The sequence below is a fragment of the Bacillus silvicola genome, assembly GCF_050524305.1.
Lineage (GTDB): Bacteria > Bacillota > Bacilli > Bacillales > Bacillaceae_G > Bacillus_A > Bacillus_A cereus_AT.
Map to the genome: position 1 here is coordinate 1,872,286 of NZ_JBNGVC010000012.1, position 24,062 is coordinate 1,896,347.

A 24,062-nucleotide genomic window follows, 5' to 3' on the forward strand; every position below is an offset into this window, starting at 1 on the left:
TTTTTCTGTAACTATTTAGTTTACTAAAAAACGCAAGACAAAGAAAGGAATTTTTTCGTTATGAAATTCCTCTCTAATTAGTTGATACATGTAAAATCCATGCTTCCTTCACGAATGAATTGTTCTAGTGTGTGGAATACAGGTTTTCCTTGTTTTTGTGCGGTTTGAATGAAACTTCTTGTTAAACAAAAGATACGCGCACCTTCTTCGGTACGAAACGTACCAGATACTTTTTGTTTTACTTTTGCCATCCGAATATCTCGCTCCGCTTCATTATTATCAAATGGAATATCAGCATGCGTGAGAAAGCCTAAAATTGCATCTTTATCACGCGCAAAGCGATCCAATAGGTTTTTGGAAGGAGATTGCTTTGAACGCTTTTTGGATGTGCTTTTTTCTATCGAGTGAGGATGACACTGGGCCCCATCCTGCAGGATGGCTTCATACCGGTACTCAATTTCGAGAAGGTCCCACAATGAAAGCTTTCCCTCTTTCTGTTCTTTGACTTGTTTCGCATCAACCAATAGCTCTTTCATGTCTTTTGCCCATTTTTCAGCAGTTTGCTCATAAATACCTTGTAAATCCCGCAAAAGATGAGCGTTACATAAAACATGTTGGCACTGTTCATATCCAGAATAGGCCGCAAGACCATCATGAACCGCGATTCCTGAAAATGTGGGTAGGACACCAATCTCATTCATGGCCTCTCTTCCACGTTTTGCATGTGTTACTTGAAGGTTTATCTCTTTTGTACTCATGGTATGTATCCACTGTAATTTTCGGTTCACACGAACTCCCGTTTCATCAAAATGAACAATGCGGGATTGTAACAAATGCGTTTTCGCTTTTTCTTCAAAAATATTCAAGCGCTTCCCGAATGTACGGTTCATATGAACCAGTGTTCCCTCGCTGATGGTATGGCCAAATTGATCACGGATATAGGCAGCTGTACGGGAATAAGAAAGCATCTGGTAATTGATGAGGTATACCACTAATGCTTGTATACGAGGACCATATTATACGGATTTGGTTACATGAGGTGAAAACTGTCCTTCTTCGAAAGACAGGCAATGGGAACAAACTTTTTCTTCCGCTTCATATTGAGTCACTTCTATTTTGGTAGAAGGTACATCGAAGACTTGTCGTTTTTTTCGACTGACAACTTGTTCATTCTCTAAAGAAGATTGACATTTTGAACAAAGGGAAATGGGATGTATAACAATATGATGTGGGGATTTAGCAGGTACAAGCCTATGGCCCTGGTGACCGATTTGCCCACCAGGTTTACGTTCGGTTTTTCCCCGTAAACTTTTCGTGAGAGGTTTCTTGAACCCATCTGTAGAAGGCGGCTTATGGCTGTTTGAGGAATTCTTTTGGTTAGTTACTTTTAACTTCTGTATTTCCGTTTGTAGCGATGCTACAGTTTCCTTCAATTGTTTATTTTCCGCTTCTAATTGTTGTATGTATACGGTTGATTTGAGATGTTCCTCCATAAAAAGGTTTTTTACCGCTTCCAGACCCATGTGATAAGAATGAGAAATTTGTTCTGTATGCATAAACAGCATGCCTCCTTTCATTTTTATTATTAGTATGAGCGAAGACATTGAATGCTAAACTATGAATTCATAAATATCAATAATACTAACGGACTAAGCAGTTACCTTTTTCTGTTCTTACTTCACATAGGCTTCATTTGCTGTTACATAATATGTTTTCCCTTTCAAATTGTGCACTTCATAATGATTATTAAACTTACATGTTCATCCTCTCAAAATCTTTTTTCTAAGAACCTGTCTAGAATCTTTTTAATAAAATCGCCACACCTGCCAATAAGCAACTCTGCCTACTATTTTCAAGTGTCCGTTCACAGTTCTTCCACAGTCTGCGGTAATTTTCTAACCAAGCAAAGGTTCGTTCCACAATCCAGCGTTTCGGTAACACGACAAACTTGTGAAGTTCAGAGCGTTTAATGATTTCAACCGAACAATCAATCGCCTCTTTTATCGATTGTGCAAATGATGGGCCCGTGTATCCACCATCACAAAGTATATTTGTCACTTTGTCCAATGTTTCGGTATGCCGTTCGCACATTTGGATAGCGCCCTCTCGGTCCGTTATATTTGCAGTTGTTACTTCTATGGCATGAATGAGTCCATTGGTATCTACAGCGATATGTCGTTTGATACCTGAAACTTTTTTTCCGGCAGCGTAGCCATTACACCTAACGGCAATTTTGCTTATGTCACAAATCAGAATGATAATACTGTATCTGCCATTAATACTGCTTCCAATACCGTCACCGTCACCACTACTGTTTCTGTTGGTAATTCTCCAAGTGGAATAGCAATTAAGTAAACTTCATAAATTTAAAATAATTAATCTATTTGGTTCGTATGCATAATTCATAGAGAGCATCTTCCATCCAAGATGCTCTTTTTTCATTTTCACTATTTCACCCACACATACGTGTCGCTTGCCGTAATATAGTATGTTTCGCCCTTACTATTGTGCACCTTATATTGCGGTGAACCATCCACCATAACTTTCTCATCAATGGTAAATCCATATCCTGCATCCACAGTACCCACTACATCTTCACTACTCCAAGAAGGACGATTGCGGAAGTTTAATCCATTTACTTTCGATTCCACTCGTTTGCCTGCCACAGAGGAGAGGTTTGTTTGACCTTCCTTTTCAAAGCGAATATAAGATGAATCATGATAAATCCATTGTTCCCCGCCGAGATTCAACCATCCATCCTTGTGTCCCCACACTTGGTAGGCTTCACCTTTATTTAATTGACGAATCACAGGATATCCTGTACCTGGGCCCTTACGCAGATTTACTTGATTTCCCTCAATATATGCAACACCAGTTTCATTGTTTGAATGAGAAGGTGGAACTGGAGCTGGCGTGACTTGATTACTGCTGCCGTTATATGCCCTTTGCACACGCTCAATAAAACTGTCCCATCGCCCTTCAGCTAACATGCGATGCGGACAATACTTTCCATTCCATGATTGGTGTGTACGCACTTTGCTAATTGGAATATTGTATTGTTGCATTACCTGAACCACAATGATTGCTGCATTCTCTTCTGCTTTGTAATATCTATCCCCACCGTTTAGAGAGTAACAGATTTCCACACTAATAGATTTACGGTTTCCTGGGCCATTTCCATCACCACAAGCCCACGCATTGCGCTCTAAAGGCAGACCTTGTACAGCTTCTTTATCATCTACGGCAATATGAAACGATACTTGGTTATCATTGCGAATCATATAAGATACTTCATTTTCTGCTGTAGCATCGTTGTAAGTATTGTGTACAGTAATGAATTCTGGATTCATTGTATACGGACACTTTGTACCATATTTACTTGGATCAACTAATTTTTTTCTGATTTCCATTATTGAACATCTCCCTTTTTCTCTTCTTGTTTTTGTTTGCCACCTAAAATTTCAACTGCATTTGTTAAAGCTGAAGGCAAAGGTATTCCCATACGCCCTGCATTTTCTAAAAGTGAAAGCAACTCATTCCCAATAAAGAAGAAAATAGTTGCTTCACGAATCGCGCTGTTACTTCCAAGCGCTGAATCTAATTGAGCGGCCGCGCCGACCAAAAGAAAAAGCACCACCTTTTTGGCGATGCCTTTGAAACCAACTTTACTTTTTAACTCCCCGTTATATCCTGCTGCAATCATGCCAGTTAAATAATCAATAACTGCCATCGTTACTAAGATTTTCAATGTTGCATCCCATCCTCCCAAGAAATACCCACAGAATCCACCAAACGTGGCTATACATGCTTTCAGTAATACATCCATACGTTCCATCTTTTCATCTCCTCTTTCCGAAATAAAAAAAGTCCGCTCTATATAGCCGACTGTTCTAATTTATTATCTTCTGTTATTTGCTCTGTTGGAGGATCCTCTGTTGTAGGAGGGGGCGGCTCCGGTGGCATTTGTGATGTAAGTAAATGAATTGCATACACAAGATTATCTAACTCAGGTTGTAAAATTTCAATCCGATGGGTTTCCTCTTTAACCTTCTCTTCTGCCGTCTTACGGACCTCTTCAGCCTCTATATTATAATTTTCAATATTTGTACGATGTACCTTTTGCTGATCACGAATAGCTTGCGCTTGCAACTCTAATTGCTCAATTAATTTATTTGAAAATGCCATCACTTTCACCCCTTAAGTCAAATGTAAGAGAACGAGCTACTTGTACAACTAATATTTCAACTGTTAGTTGTTTGTTTTCTTCGTCGTAAGTCTGTCGCACATCAAGATTCATGCCATCCACATGAAGTTGCTCATGTAACGCTTGATATTCTTCATGAGTTGGATTGTCAGAAATGGAATAGCCTAGCTCACGCATTGTTTTCAATCGTTCGTATTCAATTTGTTTGTCAATATCAGTAAATACCTTATCCAACTCTTTGGAGGCTCTCAACGCTTCTCTTTTTGCTTTCATTTCTGAGATACTCATCCGTTTAAAACTTTCTTTTGCCTTCACAGTCTCACCTCCACTTATGTGTATTTCTTAACTTTACCCACAACCAAATAAGTACCTGCTATGCGAGCTACTAGCACACGTTGGTCAATCGAAAGAGGGTAAGCTGAGTCGAGAATAGGATAGCTAGTAGCTGTTGAGTAACTCGCTGCTCCATCAAACTTCAAGAATACTTTAGCTCCTGCTGGGGTAACATTATTGTTTAGTGCTCCCACAGTTGCCATGAACAACTGAGGAACATCTTTATTCTTTTCAATTGCTCCATAGATAACATCAAGAAATTGCTCACTATTCATTATACAAACACAACCTTTCTAGCTTCATGCTCCATTTCTCCTCCTACCTTGAGTTGCATCTTCCAACCTGTCTCGATGTAACGATCATCAATGTCAAGCTCTGAGTAGCGAACCCTTATACAATCTTGGTACTCATGAAATGGCATTAAGGCTGTATGGAACTGAATTTTTTGATAAGTCATTGTAGTCTCCTGTAAAATACGCTGAGCGTAAGCGTCCACCTCAGCTTGCGTTCCCAGGTTATCTACTTCCCTACAGTCTACTATTCTGCGACCTGTAGAAACTGTAGAGAGAGGACTGAGCGGGTCATTGTTAGCTCGTGCTTGCCACAGAGGTGCTTCCTCAACATTCGACTGTACAACGATAACGTAGTTAGCTGTATTGAATAGGTCTAACTCCTCGTTCATACCGTTGTATGTTACTGAAAGCTCGTCGTCCTGGTAAGTGTACTCAACTGGTCTGTCAGTAGGTAACACGTAAGGCTGCGACCTAAAGACTCCGTTAGCATCAACCCACAGAGGAGTATATCCTGCTGTATCAAGCATTTTATTAATAATATCTATTATTGGAGCACCCATAGGAAAGTTCCACACACTTGACTTTGTAGTCGGTGGAATACTAATAAACTTACGGTTGAATCCAAGAGACTCTAGCAAGTCAGCTACTTCCTCATGTGGATAGCCCCAGAAAGTACGATTCCAAAGAGCCTTATCTTCTTGAAGTATAACAAGTTGATCATAAGCTTCAATATCCCTGTAGACCCCTTTTACTTGGTCGGAACGAGTAGGCGAATTAAGAAGAAATACTCCTAGCGGAAACTCTAACCAGTTGCCGTCTGGCATTTCAATTTCCATGTAGGGCTTGATTCGATCGCTCAAATAGTTAATCACATCACGCTTTGGAATGAGAGTGTCCTCTTCGTAAGTGACTGCTACATTAACATACTTGAGTCGAACATTGTCAGCTGAGTTGTGCCTTCCAGCACTCCATTGTAGTTGCACTCTCAACTTTCGAGCGTCTGAACCAGCTGGTATACCAAGAGAACCATATGGAACAGTTGTGACCCAACTAGACCAAGTAGTCCCACCATTCAGCGAGTAGCGAGTTTTGACTATATTTTCTGGACTCCAAGAGCCTTCTCTGGTAAGTGTGCCAAATACATTGTCATATGACAGCTTAGCTTCTTTAACTCGTGGAATGTCAACTCCCTGGTACGTACTATTGCTCATATCAAGTACAGGGCTTGTAGCAATACCAGAGTAGATCGCTTTAGCTGTTCCACTAAAATAAACATTATCGTAGTTACAAATACCATTGAGAACTCCTGAATCGCAAGCCATTAACAAACCGTAACCAGCACTAGCTCGGCCAGCTGGAACAGTTACTTCTCCCTCCCAGCGATACCAGTTGTTAAATCCCGTGTTGGTCATAGTTACATTTTCATTGAGTCGAATGTTTCCAGCTGAGCTCATAGCGTATACATAGTTAGGGTGAATCTCTCCGTTAAACAAGCGATAAAAGAACGAGACGTATATCTTTTGACCTCCACTAACTACTACCAATCCGTTACCTATTGTTTGCATTCCGACGGGTTGTGTGTTAGCTGTGTCACGTTTGACCTCTTGAGCGTAGCTACCTTGCCAACCGCCTCCTTGTGAAACCGTGTAGTAATTAACTCCGTTAGCCCAAGGCTTGAACTCTCCAGCCATCCACCCGTGAGCTTGCTCTGGATTGTCTGTTACTGTTCGCCAACCATCTTCCAATCTTGAGTTTGTAATTGTTCCACTGTAAGGTTGTAATCTCATCTCGCCATTATCCATAGCTACATTGGTCTTACTCCAAGATTCAAATTTCAAGTTTGCCACATTTGACGCAAGGCCTGTGTAGAAGTTTACTGAGCGTGATCGTCTTTCAATATGAGCTGGCATGTATTCTTCTCTTAATGTAAACTTAGCGGTTCTCTTGATAGCGGAGAAGGCTGAGAAAGCAACCTCTCCGTCAAGAATGTTGTCAAGTGTGCGCTTGAAGTTTAAGTTCTTATCTAATAAGTCATATCTAAACCGAATGTTACGAGCCTTGGTTTTAGCGTGTAATACATCATAAACCTGCTCATCAGAATAACCTTTCTGTGCTAATGGTTGCATTCTCTCTCCTCCTATGTTGTTATATTATCAGTATCATAGTGAGTCTTGGTAAACTCGCAACTCATTACGAAACCACTAATTTGCTTATCTTTCATATTGACTTTATCCGTTGAGACGAACATCTTACGACCCGATCCGTCTCGGTACAAGTAAACTTCTCGCTTGTTCAACAAGTCGCTCACCTGCTTAGCCTCGAACCAAGTGTCAACCTCCCACTCGATACTCAACTCTGTCGTTTCATTCTCACCGTACTCTCTTACTGGGTCTTTACGTCCAACAAATCGTTGTAGCGCTGAGTCGACCTCAGTAGAGCTATCTCGATCAGTTACCATAGTCAGAAAATGCAAGTCAGTTATACTGTCTACATCTTGAACAATAGTTTCATTGAATGTGTGCATAAACTGGCGAGGTGGACTTTCTGACTTGGTGTTATTTACCAAATTCCATGCTACGAGTTTGTACTCATAAAGCGTTTGACTCGCTGGCGTATAGTCAAGGAATCCTCCTCGAATACCGTCTAGTGGCCTTGGCTGGAAAGGCGCACTCTGTGGGAAGTTACCTTTCAACAACATTGGCTGAATAAAGTAGGTGTCATTTGTCGAGTTGTTTGAAGCTACAAACATTAGCCTCTCAGTACCAGTTGGAGTAGTAAATACTTTATACTGAACACCGCCAACCATCTCTGCTCCAGTACTCGCTCCTGTGTTCGTCTGAGGTCGGATATACCAACCAGAGCTTAAACCAATGAGAGTGTATTGTTGACCAGCTTTAACTGGAATGTAGACATAGCTCTCAAGGAATGTTGCTGCAGGTGCTTGAATCCTCATTTTGTAAGGGGTCATTATAGTTGTCTGAGCATGTCTAACCCAACTTGAGTCTGTAAAGCGTGGCACTAAGTTGCCAGTGTCAATTGAGCTAACCACTGGGTTTCCTGCGATTAGTTCCCACTCAGCATTCCCAGTAAGTGTATACTCTCGACGATAGCAATCTATTAAGTTAGTAGCTACTGGAGATGTAATTCTCAACTGAATACCACTCACAGTTACGTTAGCCCCTCCACTCATAGGAGTTCCATACACATTGTCAAATACTACTCTGACTTTTGCTACATTAGCTGGAGCTACTCGACTTGCATAAACTTCTGACTTTGCACCACTGCCAGCAACTTGACCAGCTGGATCTGCCGTGCTTCCTATGTCATTTCCGTTAGCATCATAAAACCAGACAATGCCTCGTAATCCATTGTTATCAGAAAAACCAACTACCTCATAAGTAGCACCTGCAACGATTGGAATCTGAGTAGCATCAAGATAGATAGATACTCCAGCAAAGTTATTACCAGCTGTTAGGTCGCTCACATTCACTTTGTAGCTTGTTGCATCCACCGGGACAATACGAGAAAGCGATACATTGCCTCGACGCTCCCAATCATTTGCAAAAGTAACTCCGTCCTCCGTGATAGGTGGTAAGTTAATGCCAAGCTCACCTTGGTTGTATACTACGTTAGTAACACCAGAGCCAGCTTCCTCAACTCGTTGAATAATTGGAATAGCTGGAGTTGCAAAGTTGACGGAGAAGTCCGTCCTCACAAAACTAGACCAGACACCGCTTGAGTTGACTCGTAGTTGAATGTAGTAAGCCTCGTTCGTTATTAACGTGTAGTTAAGCCTTACACTACGCTCAGTAGTGCCAGTAGTACTCCAAAGAGTGACTCCTCCAGGGTTCTTTAAGAATAGTTCAAACTGTAATTGCTCCACAGAAGTCCATTCGACTACCATAGTAGCCTGTGGATGAACAACTGCGTAAGTTGGATACACCATGTTAGGAGCATTACTAGGATTAGCTGAGATAGCCAACTGCTCTGTCGTCCAGGAGCTTTGCAAGTTAAAATCGTCCGTTGTCTTAACAGACCACTCGAACATTCCAAGCGGCAATGTGCTGGATGGCATATTGTAATGCTGACTCGTAGAGTTGACAAAACTCGTTGAGTTCGGTACGTAGTTCCAGCTTCCTCGGTTACCACCAGAATAAACGGTACGCCAACGGAACTGATAACCCATTTGAATTGCTTTAGGGTCAGCCTTCCAGCTAAACGTGTTAATTGCTGTTCGATCAATCGTAGAGCCAACTACTGGAGTCGTTCCAGTTGGCGCTTTTGGTGCTACATCGTGGAAGATAATAAACCAGTCTGAATAATTCCACTCTGAGTAAAACTCTCCGTCAAACGCTCGAATAGCTACGATTGCTTTTCTTGTCTGACTCATATTGTAGGTATTAATCTTGTAGCTTGTAATACCATTCGTAGTAGCTTTAGGGTAGTTCTTCCAAGTCGTCCCGTTATCATCTGAGATAGCAACATCATAACTTAAACTGTTTGGATTCGTTTCGTTGACTGGTGGTGTCCATCTCACGGTAAGCTCTTGGTTTACTGAGATGCCAAATGTCGGATAGTCCAAACGTGGTCTTTCTGGTGGAACGTTCCAATCTCCCTCCACAACCCAATAAGCTCTATATGGATTGTCAATAACTCCCCAGCATTCACTCGCTGGTGTGCCTTTGTTATTCCATATAGTAACACCTTGATATTTACCACTAACGAGGTCATCTCGAATAATACCTGTAAAGTTATAATCTTGATATTGGTTTACATCTGGAGTGAACTCCCAACCAGTCAGCGCCAAATGATATGGTTTAGTTGACTGAGTAGGACGACTCGAAAGCTGGTGCTTACCAACTAAAAAGTCTCCTCCATAGTAAAAATACAATCGCAAGTACACTTTCGCTGGAGTTTTGGAGGTCACAATTGCCTCACGGACTCCAGCTGGTGTACCTAGAAAGGAAATATAGCCTTCATTACTACCAGCACGAATAGGAGAGTAGCTTCCATTCCACCAGTTGTCACTTAGTCTATATTGTTCCATCCATTCTAAGGGGAACGCTCTTTGTTCTATAGCCATGTTATGACCTCCTTATCGTTTTCTCATTGCTTGTCGTAAATCTTTCAGATACTCTGGTGTATTGTCGTAACCTGCAACCTTATCGTTAACTTGTTGGTTCAACTTCTGCTCGATACTTTGTAGTCCTCGACCGTCCAAGTCAACTGCTCCGTCCACTGTTACAACGTGGTTAACTGTTACGGTTGGTTTGCCTCCAGTGAATGCTCTCAGCGACTCACCTGCAAAGCCATTTTCCATTTGGTCACTTACTGCATTCATAGCTCCACCGATAGCTCTCGTCATTGGTTTCACTTGTGTTAAAGCTGACTCATACCAAGTTGGAAAGAATGACTTACCAGACTTATCAAGATCACTTAAGGGTCCTTTCTTAGCTGGTGAGAACGGTAAGTAACTACGTACTTTAGCCATCCCATCAGATACGGCACTTACAGCGTTTCCAATACCAGACTTCATACCGTCAACGAATGCACTTAGTAGTCCCTTACCAGCGCTTAGGAAATCACCTGTAAAGTTCTTAATAGCACTCCAACAGTTTTTAACTCCCGTTTGTACCGTATTGACTGCTGTAGTGAAACCGTTTCGGAAACCGTCCACAATTCCAGTTACAATTGAGCACACCGCTGAAGTGAACGCACTCACAGAGTTACTAATAATAGACTTCAAAGCGTTAATCCCTGTATTCCATAGATTCTTGGCTTGATTCCAAAGCTCATTAAACTTGTCGACAATACCTTGTTTGATATTGCCAGCGATTGTTTTTGCGTCGTTATACAAGTTCGTAAAGAACTGTTTTATTTGTTGAACTCCAGTGTTCCATACTTGCTTGGCTGAGTTCCATAGTTCGTTGAACGTATTAGTTACATCACTCTTGAGCTGTAGTGCTTTTTGTACTACCTCCATAGCTAAATTGAGGAACAATGCTTTCATTTGAGCGATTCCAGTGTTCCAGATCGTCTTAGCTGTATTCCACAACTCATTGAACTTGTTAGACACATTGGTTTTTATCTCATTCGCTTTAGCTGTAGCATCTGACCATAAGTTAGCGAAGTATTGCTTAGTAGCTTCAACTCCCTCGTTCCAAGCTTGCTTGATGCCTTCCCACATTTCTTTCATCTTGTTCCACAGTTCAATAGCTTTAGCCTTCACAGTGTCCCAGTTCATATAAAGCAACACACCAGCCGCTACTACGAGAGCGATCAAACCAGCTATCCACATGAGGGGGTTAGCTAATAAAGTTGCATTCAGAAGTGTTGTTGCCAATCTCATTGCTGTAGTTGTTGCCTGAGCAAGCACCATCGCTTGTCTGAATCCATTAATAGCTGTTACTACTGTAGTAATAACACTACCTATAGCGAGTGCCGCCTTGAAAGCTACAAACCCAGCAACTACCGCTACCAGGACTTGCTGTACAGTTTGCATATTCTGAGATAGCCAAGTACCTGCTGCCGAGACTAAATCTAATGCTGCTTGTACGAATCCTGAGTTGTTAGCCCACGTTAGGAAATTACTAGCCAGTGTTAATACAGCCAATCCTAGCGGTGCTAATGCGGTAACTAGCTTAACGAGTATACCCCATAGTTGACCTATGATGTTCATTATGATAGGCGTGCTCGTTTGTACAAAGCTTACAAATGACTGGAATGCGGTTGAACTCTGTAGACCTGCTGACCAGGATGCAAACTTAGCTGTCAAATCAACTAATCCATTCCTCATATCCATACCCAAAGGTGTGAAAGCTATCATAATATTGCTCAGTCCTTTTAGTATGTTTCCTACTGATTTCATAGCCATTTCGAACATCAGGACTGCAAAGGTGTTCATATGCTCAAAGAAAGCGTCTGCTTTACCGCCTTCAATTGCTTGGTTCATCTGACCTAGCATACCTGCAAACGAGTTGCCTACTCCCTTCATAGCTGGAAACATTTTGGTCATGACATTGTTAGTCAAGTCCATACCGTTAGCCATCATAGTAAATGTTGTAGGGCTCATCTCATCTTGCATATCTTTCCAGTTAGCTTTAAAGTCCATAGTTGCTGTAACTGCTTTGCGCTCCTCGGCTGTTAAACCGTTTAAGATTACTTGTTGCTCTTGTAGCGCTTTACTACGCTCCTTAGCATTACTAGCATTGTCAATCTTCTCTTGAGCCTTCTCAAGCTCTCCGGTGGTTTCTATTACTCCAGTGATACTCGTCATAGCCAAAGCTCCAAAACCTGCCACAGCTACCCCAGCTGTACCCATAAGTGCAACCGCACCGCCAAGCCCTGCAAGTAAAGCTGGCATGGAGGCACTAGCTACAGCACCAATAGCAGCTATTTTTGTTCCTGTTGAATTAGCTTTGTCAGCAACATTATCGAGCACTCGGCTAGCATTGTCGTTCGCTTTAACGATGATGTCTATTATTGAAGCCATTACCTAGCACCTCCTCCTAGTTTTTGCTTAGCCTGTTGACGTTTCGCTTTTCGTGACTCTTTAGCTTCAAACTCACTGATGGTATTGTGAACAATGAGAAGTTCCTGCATAATCTTGTTCTCTTGTCGATCAATCTCGTCGGGTAACTTTTTGAAGATCTTTCCTATTTCGTAATACAAAAGAGAACGAGGAGGATTGGCAACAGACTTGCCTTCTAACATTCTTTTTGTTGCCTGCTCTATTGCTTTTTTTCTTTTTCTGTTACCCCGTTATCAATTTTCGTGTGTACAGCTTGAATAATTTCCCCTACAAAGTCTGGATCTAATTCGTTATCAAACGTATCTAACATAATTGGTAACTTCTCCCCAACATCGTTAGTTAGCTCCCAATCAGTAATTGAGTGGACTACTTGAAGTGTCATTGCAAGTGATACATCGTTTTTAATTGGACGTCCCATTTTGTCAAAAGTAGTAGCTTGTTCAGCGATTTTACGAGACTCACCATAACTCAACTTTTTATAGTGAATTTTCACTCCATGTAATGTTACAAGTTCTTCTTCTTTCTTACGTAGCCAAGGTTTAGAGTTTGTCATTATAGTTTCCTACTTTCCTATCGTTTTATTTTGAAAGGGGACTAAGACCCTCAGTTTATTAAGCGAATAAGTTGTTAATTACGTCTTTAGCAACTACTGAGATATCAGTGAATACTGCTTCAAGTTCTTGTTCTGTTACGTCCTCAGCGCCAGCACCAATAGCGTTCGTATCATACTTACCACCAGTAAGCGTAATCGTAATTGAGTTCTTTGGCTCGCCAACATCTTGAAGTTTCAACTCAACCGCAATATCCGCACCTCTTTGGAATAAATCCCAGTGTGTTTTATCTAAGTAATCCATTGTCATTGAGAGAGCAAGATCAAGTGAGCCTTCTTGAACCTTCCCAGCTGTGTCTTTACCGTTGACATAAAAGCGACGTTCTAAATTGTTACTAATCTCAAGTTCGAACTCAGAGATATTCGATACAGTGGCGTTGTTCACTTTCACAGTGCCCTCATAGAACATGTAATAGTTATTCAACTCAGCTGTAACTGCTGACGCTGTGCCAGTCGTATCAACGTTTAAGAAAAGCATATCCCCTTCGATCTCAACCGCTTCCTCAGCTGTTGCTGTAAGAGTTAACGTATCAACTTTGCCACCAAGATAGTTGCGCAATAGCGAGCCACTTGCAATATTATGTTGGAAAGTGAAGCTTGGAAGAACTTCTCCTTTGCCTACTGGAGTAAGTGTATGTGTATAACCCGCTGTAGCATCTCCTGTTTTTACTTCTTTACCAAGAGCCATCAAGATTGGCCGAGCGTTTTGTAGTACGCCTCCAAAGCTTGCATCGAACTCTTTAGCTTTTGTACGTAATTTCATTGGAGACCGCTGTCCGAGACCTTTACGTTGATCAACATTAAAATTCTCTTCTGGCTCAAAACTTTCAAGAATCGTAAGCCATGAGAAAGCAGTTACTTTTGTACCTGCTGTAGTTTCCTTACCAACTACAACTGTGTGGTCAAATCCGTGTGCCATTATTCACCAACCTCCTTTACTTCCTCAAATCCGACGGCTTTAAGGTCTTTTATAAGTTGTTTTTCTTTCTTGTCTACCTCAATGGTTTCCCCAGCTTTGACTAGTTGATCAAAAGGTTGAATTATTTTGAGGTCAAAATTGAAAGGATTTTTGAGCTTCATGTTATACCTCCTTTGGTATTGGTTTTGAGCGGATCAAAACTGGAAGTCTTGCACCTTGTAGAAAATTAGCCTCCCCAGTTTCAACTTGTCCAAATTCGGCCTCATCGTCTATGGAAAGATACGCAACAGTACCACCAAGAGTTTTATCACTCTCGATGATTTTCTCTACAACGTTCAAGAGCTCGATACACTCTTCCTCAGCATCCTCAGCATCAAGTATGTTTGAATACACCCAAACCAATATAGTAAACTCCACCTCTGAAACTCCAAGTCCCTTTTTGACTTTTCTGCGTTTCTGTAGCTCAAAAGCAAGAGCTGGAAAGAATGCTATATTTTGATAGTGTACTTTGTGTACGTCTGCTTTGATTGACTGAGTAGTAAGACCAGCAACTAATTGGTCATATAATGCATTTTTGATAGTTAGGTATAGACCCATTAGTCTACCAACTCCTCTATATAATCCTGAAAGATACGCTTAATCATGGATTCATCTTGCGTATCAAAGTATAAAAATTTACGAGCTGGCACATAGCCAAACTTTGTGCGGCCTCCAAAGTTATGAAGTTTCGCTTTTGGTAAAGCTGTTCCAAAATACATTTCCAGTTTATCAATGCGTTTGATAGCTCCACCTGTTACGCTCATTTTTAACTGTCCTGTATCATTCAGTGGTTTTCCACCTGCTCGGTTTGGATGCCATTTGATAGTGTTCTCGCTTAGTGGAACCCAAGGTGCTGCTCTAAAACGATTCCCAACAGAGCGCTCCATATAGGTAGCCGAGCGAGTCATTGGCGTCCTCAAATCTTTTAAACGATTGCCTATATTTCTGAGGCGCAAATCAGTTCCGTTAGGTCTTACAGTTACCCTGTAGTCTACTCCTGGCATAACCTACCACTCCGTATCCAAGTTAAATATAGGATCTCTGTTGTTTGTAGTAGCAAAGCCAGAGTGTTTTCCGTTTAAAAGCGGTACTCCAATGTCCATGTCACCAGCAATAATTTCAGTAATTGTATTCTTAATTTCAACAAACTTGTTAGCAACCTTCTCGTCTAAGTTTGGTTTCTGAGAAGAATACAACCATTTTCCCAAGTAGTAACCAGCTAAATCGGTAGCTAGTTCCTTAATCATTGGTGGTACTGGGTTGAATGGAACAGCATACAAACTTCCTAGTCTAGCATCAAGGTAAATAGTAGCTTTCTCACAAAAGACCTGTATTTCTGAGTCAGTGATATTTGGAGATAAATCCCTTACAGTCGTTCTAATGTTTGTAGGCGTTGTGTATGCCATTCTGTCAACCTCCCTTATTTATCTTCTTTCTTTGGATCTGTACTTTTCTTTGCATTGCTACGAGTTTCTTTTACTTCTTCGGCATAACCATGCTCGATTAAGTGATTACCTACTGCCTCATCAACTTCCAAGGTTTCACCTACTGGTCGCTGATACTCAAGTACATGCTCAACTAACGTTTTGACTTTCATCGTATTGCCTCCATATCAAAAATTAAGGGAGACTCACACAATATGTATGAACCTCCCCTGGTATTGCTGTTCTATTCTTATTTAACAGTTTTAAGTAAGAAGATTGCTTTAGGATCTGTTACGTACGCTTGAGTAAAACGAGTAGCTCGTGCAACAGTTCTCATATTTTTCTCCTCGTTATACGTACCAGTTCGTAACCCTTCAGCGTCAGCAATATCACCGATGATTTTCTTCTGAAGGACTACAACATCTCCATCCTTGAAGTTGTCATCTTGAATAATGGAAAGACCCATAAAGTCGCCAATATATCCACGCAATAAAGCTACGTCAGTGTTGTTTACACGTAATGCATCACGAATACCTTTATTTTTCAATAATGTAGCTCCAACTTTTGGATGAACAACAGCTGTGTCAGCCGAATAACCAAAGTCAGCAATTGCTGTTTTTGCATCAACAAGCTCGTTAATCACATTGGTTTCGTTTGCTGCCCAGCCCCCTGAAGTCGAACCTTGAATACCATTTCCGATAGTATACTTGTTAGTTGCTACATCGTAACCCATTGTATCAACCATTTTCTTGACATTAAGAGCTAATTTGCGAATAGCACGTTCAAAAACACCATCAGAACCCCATTTTTGCATTTCGTAAGTTAATACAGCTTCAAGACCATATTTTTTAATCATTGCTGTCTTTTCCTCTTCGTTCAATCCAATACGTTGGAAAGTAGAGCCTTCCCCTACTTCTGGTACTCCGTCATAAGCTTGACGATCTTTTGAGTCCTTATCGGCATCCTGTAAATATTTAATTGCTAAAGCATCCACTGTGGAAGCTGTAAACAATTGATCAGCTACAAATTGATGTCCAATAAGTCCCCTAACACGTTTATCAATAAATTCTTTCTTTAAAAGTGGATGTTGTCCTAACATAATATCAGCCATTTATATGACCCCCTTGGTTATAAAATTATTAGCCTAACGCTACAATAAATTTGTTTCCGGAAGTAGCCCCTGTAAGTGCTGTGCCAACTACTTGTTTTTCCTCATCCGCAACATAAGTAGCTGTAGCTACTTGCTTTACTGCTGCACCATTTGCACCAGCTTTAACTTTGTCACCTGCTACAATAGTTCCACCTGCTATTACGTAAAGTAACCCCTTGAAAGCAATTGAAACGGAATCTCCTTTGTCACCTTGGTATCCTACATTGACACCATCAATTGCAACAGTTCCAGAGTATACTACTCCAAAAACTTTCTTCGAATCAGCGCTGGCACGTTGCACCTCAAAATCCCCTGTAATCTCAACTAACTCGCCAACCTTAACAGTTTGACCAGCTTTTACTTTGAAAGTGAAAATACCATCTTCAGGAATATTTAATTCAACTCTATTTCTCATAGTTTCGGACCTCCCTTTTTATAGTTTTATAAATCTTTGCCGAATTTAGCTTCGTGTTCTTCATAGAATTTATCAAATTCTTTTTGCTCTTGAGTTCGTTTATCTTGATCTCCTTCTCCAGCAACTGCCCCTTGTTCTTGGAAGTCGATTTGTGTAGCATTTTTCATAAACTCATCAAACATTTGAGTTTGTTCTTCAGAAAATGAAGATAATAAATTTTTTAATGAAACAGCTTGAGCTGGTACAATTTTGCTCTCTTCTTGGAATTTCTCTATTTTTGAATCCATTTTCCCTTCTGAGAATGATTGATTTTGAGCTTGTAATTGTTTCATTTGTTCTTCTAACTGTTTATATTGTTCTTGCAACTGTTTGAAATTTTGCGGTTGCTGATTGTTTTGTCCTGGCATTGTTTCAGCCTCCTTAGTCTCATCAATTTCCGAAATATAACCATTTTCACTGAATAAACGAGCTGACTTTACTTGAGGAAACGCAACTAAAGAGACCTCTCTTAATTTATGAGGCCTAATCGTGTCATCCTCTTCGTTGTACTGAATGTAAAATGAGATAGAAAGTTTTTTCATTAATCCTTTTTCGATACGTTCTTTTGTGGATTCGTCAATAATACGAACTTTACCTAATAATTTATCGCCTTCCACACTTACTTCTTCAAGATATCCAACAGTGTCACGGACACTATTAGAGTGATCAAGTTGAATTGGGATTTCTTCGGTAACATCAAAGTTATTAGCTAGTGTATTTAAGTCTTCCACAGTGTACGCAGTTCCTCGATGAATACCAGTAGAGAACAATTCAGCTTCTTTGATGAGATCTTCTCCTTCGCCACCTTCTGAAAATGACTTTGTAAGTTTCCCTTCATAAAACAAATTTTTAACTTTACTCATCTTTCTCACCTCCTAATGTATTTTTGAGGAGCAAAGAGGTACTGGAACCATCTAATTAAATACGCCCCAGGTATAATGACCTCATCGACGCAGTGGAGATAATCACAATTGGAGCGTATTATCAGGCAACACAAATAACCCACTCTCATATTGAGGTGAGCTTTATTCTGGTCTTGGCCTAACAAGTGGTTCCCGATTTATACCATTTAGTAACCTCGGTAATGGGGCTGTAAAATCGAAACCTTTTTCTGGCTTCATAGAGATATCAAAGTTATCTTCCCACTCCTCAAATTTTGATACAGGTAGCCAAGTAGCACGACACTTAAAATGATTAGGTGGCGTATACTCGGCAATTACTGAAGCGTTCCCGATTGAAATAATCATTCCGTCAAGGTGTCTACAGATTTTAGTTGTTCGACCATCCACAATAGAATCATATTGTAAGGCAACTACGAACCCTTTATTTTCCGGTGACATATAACGCGCAAGTCTTCCTGCGTTGTACATCTTACCGTTTTCCGTCCTGGCTATTGTTTCAGCGTGATGTTGGCTTAGCCATCTCTCAGAACATTCCCTAATGAGCTGAATAAGCTCTTTTAGTGCTGTTCCGGAAGTTAACCCTTGCATGAATACTTCTCGGATAGCATTGAGCACTGTAGCTTCAGTAATAGCTGTGATTTCAAGTGAATAATTTTCCAAAAACACTTGAGCTTCTGGAGGAAATACAACCTCATAAGCGTAATGGCCTGTTATTTGTTCGAAAATATCTTCTGAAAAGGAATATAACTTCTGTATTTTCTCCAATTCAGAATGTGCTCGTAAAACTCCAGCTTCCACAGATGATTTTATTAATTTAGTCATTAACTTTTTGTATTCCTTATGAGATGGCATCTGTAGAGTTGCTAAAAGACCTTCAACCTCATTGAAATCACCTTGTTGATGAGCCTTTTGAAGCTCTGGAATCAACTTTTTAGTCCGCTCCATAAGTTGCTCGTGACGTTTTTTGTTTAGCTTCTGAGATTCAGTAAGGAAGGCTGATTCAATTTCTTCCATATCTTTGAGAATTAACTTTGTGTTAAGCCTTTTTCGTCTCTCGCCATATGTTACATGCTTCCTTGGAAACATCTCAGAAGCTTTTACTTTCCCTCTGTATCTTTTGCTCCTGGATCTTCTTTTTTCTTATCCTCTTTTGCTTTATGTAACGCACTTTGTAAAGTTTTATTTTCTTGAATCTCTCTTTTCGCTTCTTCACTTATTGCTGGCATCCCAAGTTCTTCACGAATCCAGTCCTCAGATGGTGCAACTACTTCTTTGTCAATCATCATTTGGAACACACGAGCCATTTTCTCGGTATCCTTATCAGCCAATGGTCTGAATTGAAAAGAAGGATATCGTTTTACGTTAGGAAAATTCAAATCTATCAACGGTCTTATAATCTCTTCTTCAATTAATGACTTTACATCCCTCTGAAGTGACTCCAGACGAATCATAAAGATATCAAATTGGTTACCCGATAAAGCATAGCTGCCAGATTGTCCACGAGAAAGCCCCAATAACATTGGTGGAATTAACATAGACTCCATAATTTTACGATCATGATGCTCGATATAACCGATAAAATCGGCATTGCTCATCTGTACAGCCTTGATAGAGTCGCCTCCAGAGATAGCTAGACCAGTCATTCCATTAATACTTCTCAGTATTTTTTCCATTTTCCCTACGTCTTTTGCATCTTGTACATTACCAACCAACAGAGGTGTACCATAACGCTCGTAAGCTATGTTTGCAAAGCGATATAACTTGTCCTTGATGAGCCAATGTTTATAAGCTGTTCTCAACATGGAGTTTCCATACAAGTTGCCAAACTTTTTATCGTAAGCATACCAACATACCTTGTTTGCTGGTATTTTAATTTCTTTTGTACCAATGGATTGCTTAATGTATTCGATATCCCCGAAGCCATTTGTTTTCATACTAACCTTGTAAGGGTCTAATGTTTTTAACTTTTTTAGTCTAATCTGACCGTTTTGATACGCAAATACCTTTTCAGTACAACTATATCCATAATCAATAGCTGAGAGTATTTCCCTGATATAATCTTCCATATTACCTTGTATAGATTCAAAGTTTTCAAGTATAAACTCAGCATACTTACGAGTTTCTTCATCATCTCCAGTAACAGTAAATCCTTTTGCTGTACTAGAAAGTTTAATCATTTCAGATCCAGCTTTAACTTGCCCATCTGTCAACATTCTGTCGTAAACCTCAAGCCCAAAATCAGAAGGATTAAAGTCGGTTTGATTATCTCTTTCATACGTATCATCTTTATAAAGACCAATCTCTCGTGCTAACTCTAAAAGTTCCTTTTCTTGCTTCTTTTGAGCATAATTCCAAGGCATTTTGTCGCGTAGACCTGTAAAAAGTCCCATTTTCCCACCCCCTTACTACAGAAATAATTACCATTGTGGTAAGTCGTCATTGTCTCCAAAGAGATGATCTAATGTATCCTCTCTTTCTACTACAGCCCACTCAAAACGGTTCGAAAGCTCATATATTGCTTCGCGAACATAATTCAAGCTGTGGAAGGCATCGTCTGGTGTTCTGTGGTCGTAGCGTTTCGTCCCCGTTGAAGTAGTGGACTCAGTGAATATCTTTTCAATGGCTGTATAATGATCAAAAAAGAACTCGACTTTATCCGGTTCTTTGTAAGGAATAACTATTTGTTGTTTATGAAACATGTCAATAAGCTTATCCATTGAAAAAGTACGATCCACTTGTAATGTAGAATCATTAAATCCTTTGTATTCGCGTTTTCGTGGGTCGTTAGCATACGTTACGTAGCGACAGCTGATAGCATTTCGCCCATAGATACCATATAGTTTCTGAGACTCATAGCTACCATAACCAATGTCACCCACGATTTTTTCAACATTGAAGCGCCCTTGTAGCTTACACAAATGTTCAATAAGTTGATCATGGTGATTACGCTTATCGTTTTTATCCGGAAGCCAACTTTCTAAATAAACAATATAAATTTTCCCGTTATAACTGTGACCAATCGTTATGATTGTTTTGGATTTCTCTCCACTACCATAGTCAATACCCATTACTGTTTGGAATTCAGATTGCTTCTTCAAAGTTAGCGTTTTATCCGTACAAGCAAGTACATCCTCGAGTGTAATTGGTTGTTCCTCACCAGAATAAAACTCACCAAGTACCTCATTGTGGAATGTCATAGAATCCATCGTAAGGAAGTCACGCCAAATTTGATTAGCGCTAATCCAGGTCATGTTGAGCTGATTAAACAAATAGCCGCTATACATTTTGTTAGCTGGTTTAGTTGCAACCCAATGGCCATTTTCTCGGTCTAACTCTTCTTTACATTTCAAACAACCGAAATACCTACGCTCTGTTTCTTCTCCCTCATCTTGAACCATGATATTTTTCATCGTCATGAATTGATTATGTCCACAGTTGCAGCAGACGACGTTCCATTTCTTTTGGTCCGACTGTCCCCAAAGTGTTCTGTCATAATAAGAACCTTTTTGTTTAGGTGTGCCAGTATAGAAGCACTTCCCATTTAATTCTGTCTTAGGGTCCTTCATTTCCGAGTGAGAAACGGATTTTTCAATTGATTCGATGGCCGTCTGCGTAATATCCTGGACCTCATCAAAAAATACCATATCTCCTGGGATACCACGTAATGCATCACCATCAGCCCATGCACTACCAAAATAGTAAACTGTAGAGTTAAGCAATCGTATACGAGTTTTGGCATCTCCTTTTGGGTCCACCATTCCCTCAAGTATTCCTTGATTGCTCGCTTTAATAGAAGCCCTAAATCGGTCATTCACAAAACGTGTCGTTTGTTCTTGCCGTGGGGCTGTGTAAGTGATTGTTGTATAGGCTCGCTGATATCCTGAGTATTTCATCACGCGGTCAACTGTCTCCGATTTCTCTACTTGGCGACCCGCAACGATAACAATACGAGGGTGCTTATCCCGATACACATCATGTAAATGTCCTCTATGAGCAAAACGAAACGGCTTACCTTTTACAGTTCCAGTTGTTTCAGTAAATCCTATAGGGTCTTTCATTACATTCCGCATATGTTTTAATTGTTTGGCTGTGAGGTCATTCATCTGAACCACCTCATTTCTAAAAATTCACAGCAAATTTTATTGACCTTTTAATTCTTCATCATGTACTGTTAAATCAACACATCCATTTAAGGAGTTAAAAACATGCTATCTTCACTGAAAAACTGGATAAGAAAAGAATCCGATAGGTATCAGGCTATAAAAGAAGCAAACCAAAAAAGATTCCAGAATAAACTAGATAAAAAAGCTGGATTTTCTAATGCCATGCTTAACCCTTTATACAACGGAACAGAGATTATTATGAAAAATGGTTCAATTCTACAAATGGAAGCAATCGAAATTGTATTCATCGATACGAATACAATCAAAGTTACAAAGGGCCGCAAACATAAGACACTTTTAGGGACTAAAAAATATTCTTCAACTACCAAGCGTAAAACATTTAGGAAGAATGGACAGGATCACTTTGTAGATCAAATTGCATCCATTAGAAAATATTCTCCAAAAGAGCAACCAAAGTATATCGTGAATCCTAGCCTTCTCTAACATGTAGAAGCTTCCGAATTTTCTAAAGGAAAAATTTTTTTTAGTAAATTTATAGTTTCGAAAAATGTCACCATGCGAGCGGAAAAGCCCCCCTACCCTCATAATATTAGCGATAAATGTAGTAATGACGGGGCTTCGAGAGGTAAGAACACCACGATGTATAGGATTTGTATACAGTAACTAAAATGACTTCCGATAACTCTCGTTATGTAAACTATCAATCTCCCTCAAGCACTGATATATCAACGTTCTTAATACATACACAAAAAGTAGGTAGTGTATAAGTATACATCGTTGATATAACAACATTCTTGAAATCTCCTCGAAAGCCTATTTACTAACGTTTCCCATCATTTATACATGTTTTTATGCATTTGTTTTATGACTCATCACCCATATCGAATAACATGTTAAGGTTGATTCCTTTATCATTATCTTTGTGCTCTTTACTTACATTAAACTTACGATCAAATCCAAGTGCCTGCATGTATCGTAAAAACTTCGTGTCATAGTCATTGTAGCTGTTGCTTTCGTCTACTTGTTCACCAGCTTCAGCTATCTCCTTACGTTGATTGAGTATGAAGTTACGCAATGCTCGGTCTAATAACATAAGGTTTGCCAGGTCTAGTTCATAGTTAGCTTCATAGCTTTCCATCATAGAACCATAAAACACCCTCTCTTCGTCAGTCATAACAAAGCGCGCATATAAACCGTATATCATATTGGCCTGTGGAGATAAGTTAGCTAACGCCCTCTCCTTACCCTCTACCGTAACAGGTCCAGTACACAGTCCTCCATGTCCAGCGCATCTAGCCGAGCCTTCTACAGGAGGTTTCGTACATATCTTTCCGGTTGATTTGTTTATAGCGCCGCATATAACCTTCACATCTTGGAGTTGCTTTCTTAGAAACTCAGCTTTCTTTTTACGGGCCGTATCATAAGACATGTCGTTAATCTCATTAGCAACCGCAAGAGCATCGTTCTTTAGTTTTTGAATAAGCATTTTCTCGTGTTTTTTCATGAGAATCACCTCCTCAAATTTCATTTCTGTATTTCCTTATTAGATGGTCAAGCGCATCGATGGGAGGGTAAATTAATCCCTTCCACACTCGCATATCCACCCCTTCGCTCTATAGCAAGCATGAGCGCATTTCCAGTGAAATGTATGGTTTCGTATCAGACTGGATTTTATCGGCTGTTACATGTAAAATTCCAACTGTTTAGTTGTTATCAAATACAACCGAAACAACATACTTTGCATTTAACATCGCCATAATTTCCCCGTTATCATCTTTGATATCTATAACGATATCTGTAGTGAATAATTTATTGCCAAGTTGTCTATATAAAGCTAATAAAGATGGGCCCTTCATAACATGAACATCACCATTAACAGTTTTTAATACAGCTCTCTTCATACTTTCACCCCTAATCCTTATTAATCAAAATAATCGCAGGACCACTAACGACAAATCCACCGACTTCAATTTTTTTCGTAAGGCTCAACAGAAATGGTTGAAATACCTTCACGTTTCTCCAGTTCATCACTTAGATCTTTGGTTGATATGTCTTTTAGATTCACTTGTAAACCTCCTA

Annotated in this window: 28 protein-coding genes and 2 pseudogenes; 2 read left to right on the plus strand and 28 right to left on the minus strand. The window is 40.0% G+C overall.

Annotated features, from left to right (window positions below; translation table 11 throughout):
• Positions 1-77 precede the first annotated feature (77 nt).
• From tnpC to ACP6L7_RS21875, 3 genes and pseudogenes are all read right to left on the minus strand, one after another.
• Positions 78-1,004, minus strand: a complete 927-nt coding sequence (tnpC, locus tag ACP6L7_RS21865; protein ID WP_430529423.1) for an IS66 family transposase — start codon at positions 1,002-1,004, stop codon at positions 78-80.
• Between the two features lie 12 nt (positions 1,005-1,016).
• Complete coding sequence (locus ACP6L7_RS21870; protein WP_430529386.1) at positions 1,017-1,556, minus strand: DUF6444 domain-containing protein; 540 nt, start codon at positions 1,554-1,556, stop codon at positions 1,017-1,019.
• Positions 1,557-1,794: 238 nt separating this feature from the next.
• Positions 1,795-2,214: pseudogene (locus ACP6L7_RS21875) on the minus strand (IS5 family transposase); the annotation flags it as partial.
• Here ACP6L7_RS21875 and ACP6L7_RS21880 point away from each other — a divergent pair.
• Positions 2,215-2,355 (plus strand): hypothetical protein, encoded by a 141-nt coding sequence (locus ACP6L7_RS21880; protein ID WP_430529424.1) that lies wholly within the window; start codon positions 2,215-2,217, stop codon positions 2,353-2,355.
• Positions 2,356-2,447: 92 nt separating this feature from the next.
• Here the strand turns inward: ACP6L7_RS21880 and ACP6L7_RS21885 are convergent, their stop codons facing one another.
• The 22 genes from ACP6L7_RS21885 to ACP6L7_RS21990 all read right to left on the minus strand — a co-directional run bounded on the left by ACP6L7_RS21885 (position 2,448) and on the right by ACP6L7_RS21990 (position 21,962).
• Complete coding sequence (locus ACP6L7_RS21885; RefSeq protein WP_430529387.1) at positions 2,448-3,410, minus strand: N-acetylmuramoyl-L-alanine amidase; 963 nt, start codon at positions 3,408-3,410, stop codon at positions 2,448-2,450.
• Positions 3,410-3,835 (minus strand): phage holin family protein, encoded by a 426-nt coding sequence (locus tag ACP6L7_RS21890; protein ID WP_430529388.1) that lies wholly within the window; start codon positions 3,833-3,835, stop codon positions 3,410-3,412. The genes ACP6L7_RS21885 and ACP6L7_RS21890 overlap by 1 nt, the downstream gene beginning before the upstream one ends.
• Before the next feature lie 38 nt (positions 3,836-3,873).
• The gene (locus ACP6L7_RS21895; protein ID WP_430529389.1) at positions 3,874-4,185 is read right to left on the minus strand and encodes a hypothetical protein; all 312 of its coding nucleotides are present in this window, start codon (positions 4,183-4,185) and stop codon (positions 3,874-3,876) included.
• Positions 4,169-4,519 (minus strand): hypothetical protein, encoded by a 351-nt coding sequence (locus ACP6L7_RS21900; protein ID WP_430529390.1) that lies wholly within the window; start codon positions 4,517-4,519, stop codon positions 4,169-4,171. The genes ACP6L7_RS21895 and ACP6L7_RS21900 overlap by 17 nt, the downstream gene beginning before the upstream one ends.
• Before the next feature lie 14 nt (positions 4,520-4,533).
• Complete coding sequence (locus ACP6L7_RS21905; protein ID WP_430529391.1) at positions 4,534-4,812, minus strand: hypothetical protein; 279 nt, start codon at positions 4,810-4,812, stop codon at positions 4,534-4,536.
• Positions 4,812-6,617 (minus strand): hypothetical protein, encoded by a 1,806-nt coding sequence (locus tag ACP6L7_RS21910; protein WP_430529392.1) that lies wholly within the window; start codon positions 6,615-6,617, stop codon positions 4,812-4,814. Before ACP6L7_RS21910 ends, ACP6L7_RS21905 begins: the two co-directional genes overlap by 1 nt.
• 350 nt (positions 6,618-6,967) lie before the next feature.
• Positions 6,968-9,913 carry a phage tail protein gene (locus ACP6L7_RS21915; protein ID WP_430529393.1) on the minus strand — a complete coding sequence of 982 codons (2,946 nt, stop codon included), beginning with the start codon at positions 9,911-9,913 and terminating at the stop codon, positions 6,968-6,970.
• Positions 9,914-9,925: 12 nt separating this feature from the next.
• The gene (locus tag ACP6L7_RS21920) at positions 9,926-12,322 is read right to left on the minus strand and encodes a phage tail protein (RefSeq protein WP_430529394.1); all 2,397 of its coding nucleotides are present in this window, start codon (positions 12,320-12,322) and stop codon (positions 9,926-9,928) included.
• Positions 12,322-12,543 carry a hypothetical protein gene (locus ACP6L7_RS21925; RefSeq protein WP_430529395.1) on the minus strand — a complete coding sequence of 74 codons (222 nt, stop codon included), beginning with the start codon at positions 12,541-12,543 and terminating at the stop codon, positions 12,322-12,324. Before ACP6L7_RS21925 ends, ACP6L7_RS21920 begins: the two co-directional genes overlap by 1 nt.
• A 17-nt stretch (positions 12,544-12,560) precedes the next feature.
• Positions 12,561-12,914, minus strand: coding sequence for a hypothetical protein (locus ACP6L7_RS21930; protein WP_430529396.1), 354 nt, complete (start codon positions 12,912-12,914; stop codon positions 12,561-12,563).
• Positions 12,915-12,972: 58 nt separating this feature from the next.
• A complete protein-coding gene (locus tag ACP6L7_RS21935) occupies positions 12,973-13,890 on the minus strand; it encodes a phage tail tube protein (RefSeq protein ID WP_430529397.1) in 918 nt (305 codons plus the stop codon).
• A complete protein-coding gene (locus ACP6L7_RS21940) occupies positions 13,890-14,051 on the minus strand; it encodes a hypothetical protein (protein WP_430529398.1) in 162 nt (53 codons plus the stop codon). Before ACP6L7_RS21940 ends, ACP6L7_RS21935 begins: the two co-directional genes overlap by 1 nt.
• 1 nt (position 14,052) lies before the next feature.
• On the minus strand, positions 14,053-14,487 hold the full coding sequence (locus tag ACP6L7_RS21945; RefSeq protein ID WP_430529399.1) for a hypothetical protein: 435 nt from the start codon (positions 14,485-14,487) through the stop codon (positions 14,053-14,055).
• A complete protein-coding gene (locus ACP6L7_RS21950) occupies positions 14,487-14,933 on the minus strand; it encodes a phage virion morphogenesis family protein (RefSeq protein ID WP_430529400.1) in 447 nt (148 codons plus the stop codon). Before ACP6L7_RS21950 ends, ACP6L7_RS21945 begins: the two co-directional genes overlap by 1 nt.
• Positions 14,934-14,936: 3 nt before the next feature.
• Positions 14,937-15,335 (minus strand): phage protein Gp36 family protein, encoded by a 399-nt coding sequence (locus ACP6L7_RS21955; protein WP_430529401.1) that lies wholly within the window; start codon positions 15,333-15,335, stop codon positions 14,937-14,939.
• Between the two features lie 14 nt (positions 15,336-15,349).
• Complete coding sequence (locus tag ACP6L7_RS21960; RefSeq protein ID WP_430529402.1) at positions 15,350-15,526, minus strand: hypothetical protein; 177 nt, start codon at positions 15,524-15,526, stop codon at positions 15,350-15,352.
• 77 nt (positions 15,527-15,603) lie between these two features.
• Complete coding sequence (locus ACP6L7_RS21965; protein WP_430529403.1) at positions 15,604-16,464, minus strand: phage major capsid protein; 861 nt, start codon at positions 16,462-16,464, stop codon at positions 15,604-15,606.
• Positions 16,465-16,492: 28 nt separating this feature from the next.
• A complete protein-coding gene (locus ACP6L7_RS21970) occupies positions 16,493-16,918 on the minus strand; it encodes a hypothetical protein (protein WP_430529404.1) in 426 nt (141 codons plus the stop codon).
• Positions 16,919-16,944: 26 nt separating this feature from the next.
• Positions 16,945-17,820: an HK97 family phage prohead protease gene (locus ACP6L7_RS21975; RefSeq protein ID WP_430529405.1), complete on the minus strand. Its 876-nt coding sequence runs from the start codon at positions 17,818-17,820 to the stop codon at positions 16,945-16,947.
• Positions 17,821-17,982: 162 nt separating this feature from the next.
• Positions 17,983-18,945, minus strand: coding sequence for a phage head morphogenesis protein (locus ACP6L7_RS21980; protein WP_430529406.1), 963 nt, complete (start codon positions 18,943-18,945; stop codon positions 17,983-17,985).
• 11 nt (positions 18,946-18,956) lie between these two features.
• A complete protein-coding gene (locus ACP6L7_RS21985; RefSeq protein ID WP_430529407.1) occupies positions 18,957-20,249 on the minus strand; it encodes a phage portal protein family protein in 1,293 nt (430 codons plus the stop codon).
• A gap of 27 nt (positions 20,250-20,276) precedes the next feature.
• Positions 20,277-21,962 carry a phage terminase large subunit family protein gene (locus tag ACP6L7_RS21990; protein WP_430529408.1) on the minus strand — a complete coding sequence of 562 codons (1,686 nt, stop codon included), beginning with the start codon at positions 21,960-21,962 and terminating at the stop codon, positions 20,277-20,279.
• A gap of 102 nt (positions 21,963-22,064) precedes the next feature.
• Here ACP6L7_RS21990 and ACP6L7_RS21995 point away from each other — a divergent pair, with 102 nt between their 5' ends.
• Complete coding sequence (locus ACP6L7_RS21995) at positions 22,065-22,466, plus strand: hypothetical protein (RefSeq protein ID WP_430529409.1); 402 nt, start codon at positions 22,065-22,067, stop codon at positions 22,464-22,466.
• 379 nt (positions 22,467-22,845) lie between these two features.
• On the opposite strand, the gene ACP6L7_RS22000 is transcribed toward ACP6L7_RS21995, so the two are convergent.
• The 3 genes and pseudogenes from ACP6L7_RS22000 to ACP6L7_RS22010 form a co-directional block, all read right to left on the minus strand.
• Entirely contained in the window at positions 22,846-23,487 is a 642-nt protein-coding gene (locus tag ACP6L7_RS22000; RefSeq protein WP_430529410.1) for an HGGxSTG domain-containing protein, read from the minus strand.
• A 199-nt stretch (positions 23,488-23,686) separates the two neighbouring features.
• Positions 23,687-23,884, minus strand: coding sequence for a hypothetical protein (locus ACP6L7_RS22005; protein WP_430529411.1), 198 nt, complete (start codon positions 23,882-23,884; stop codon positions 23,687-23,689).
• 10 nt (positions 23,885-23,894) lie between these two features.
• Positions 23,895-24,048, minus strand: a pseudogene (locus ACP6L7_RS22010) (BC1881 family protein).
• Positions 24,049-24,062 lie beyond the last annotated feature (14 nt).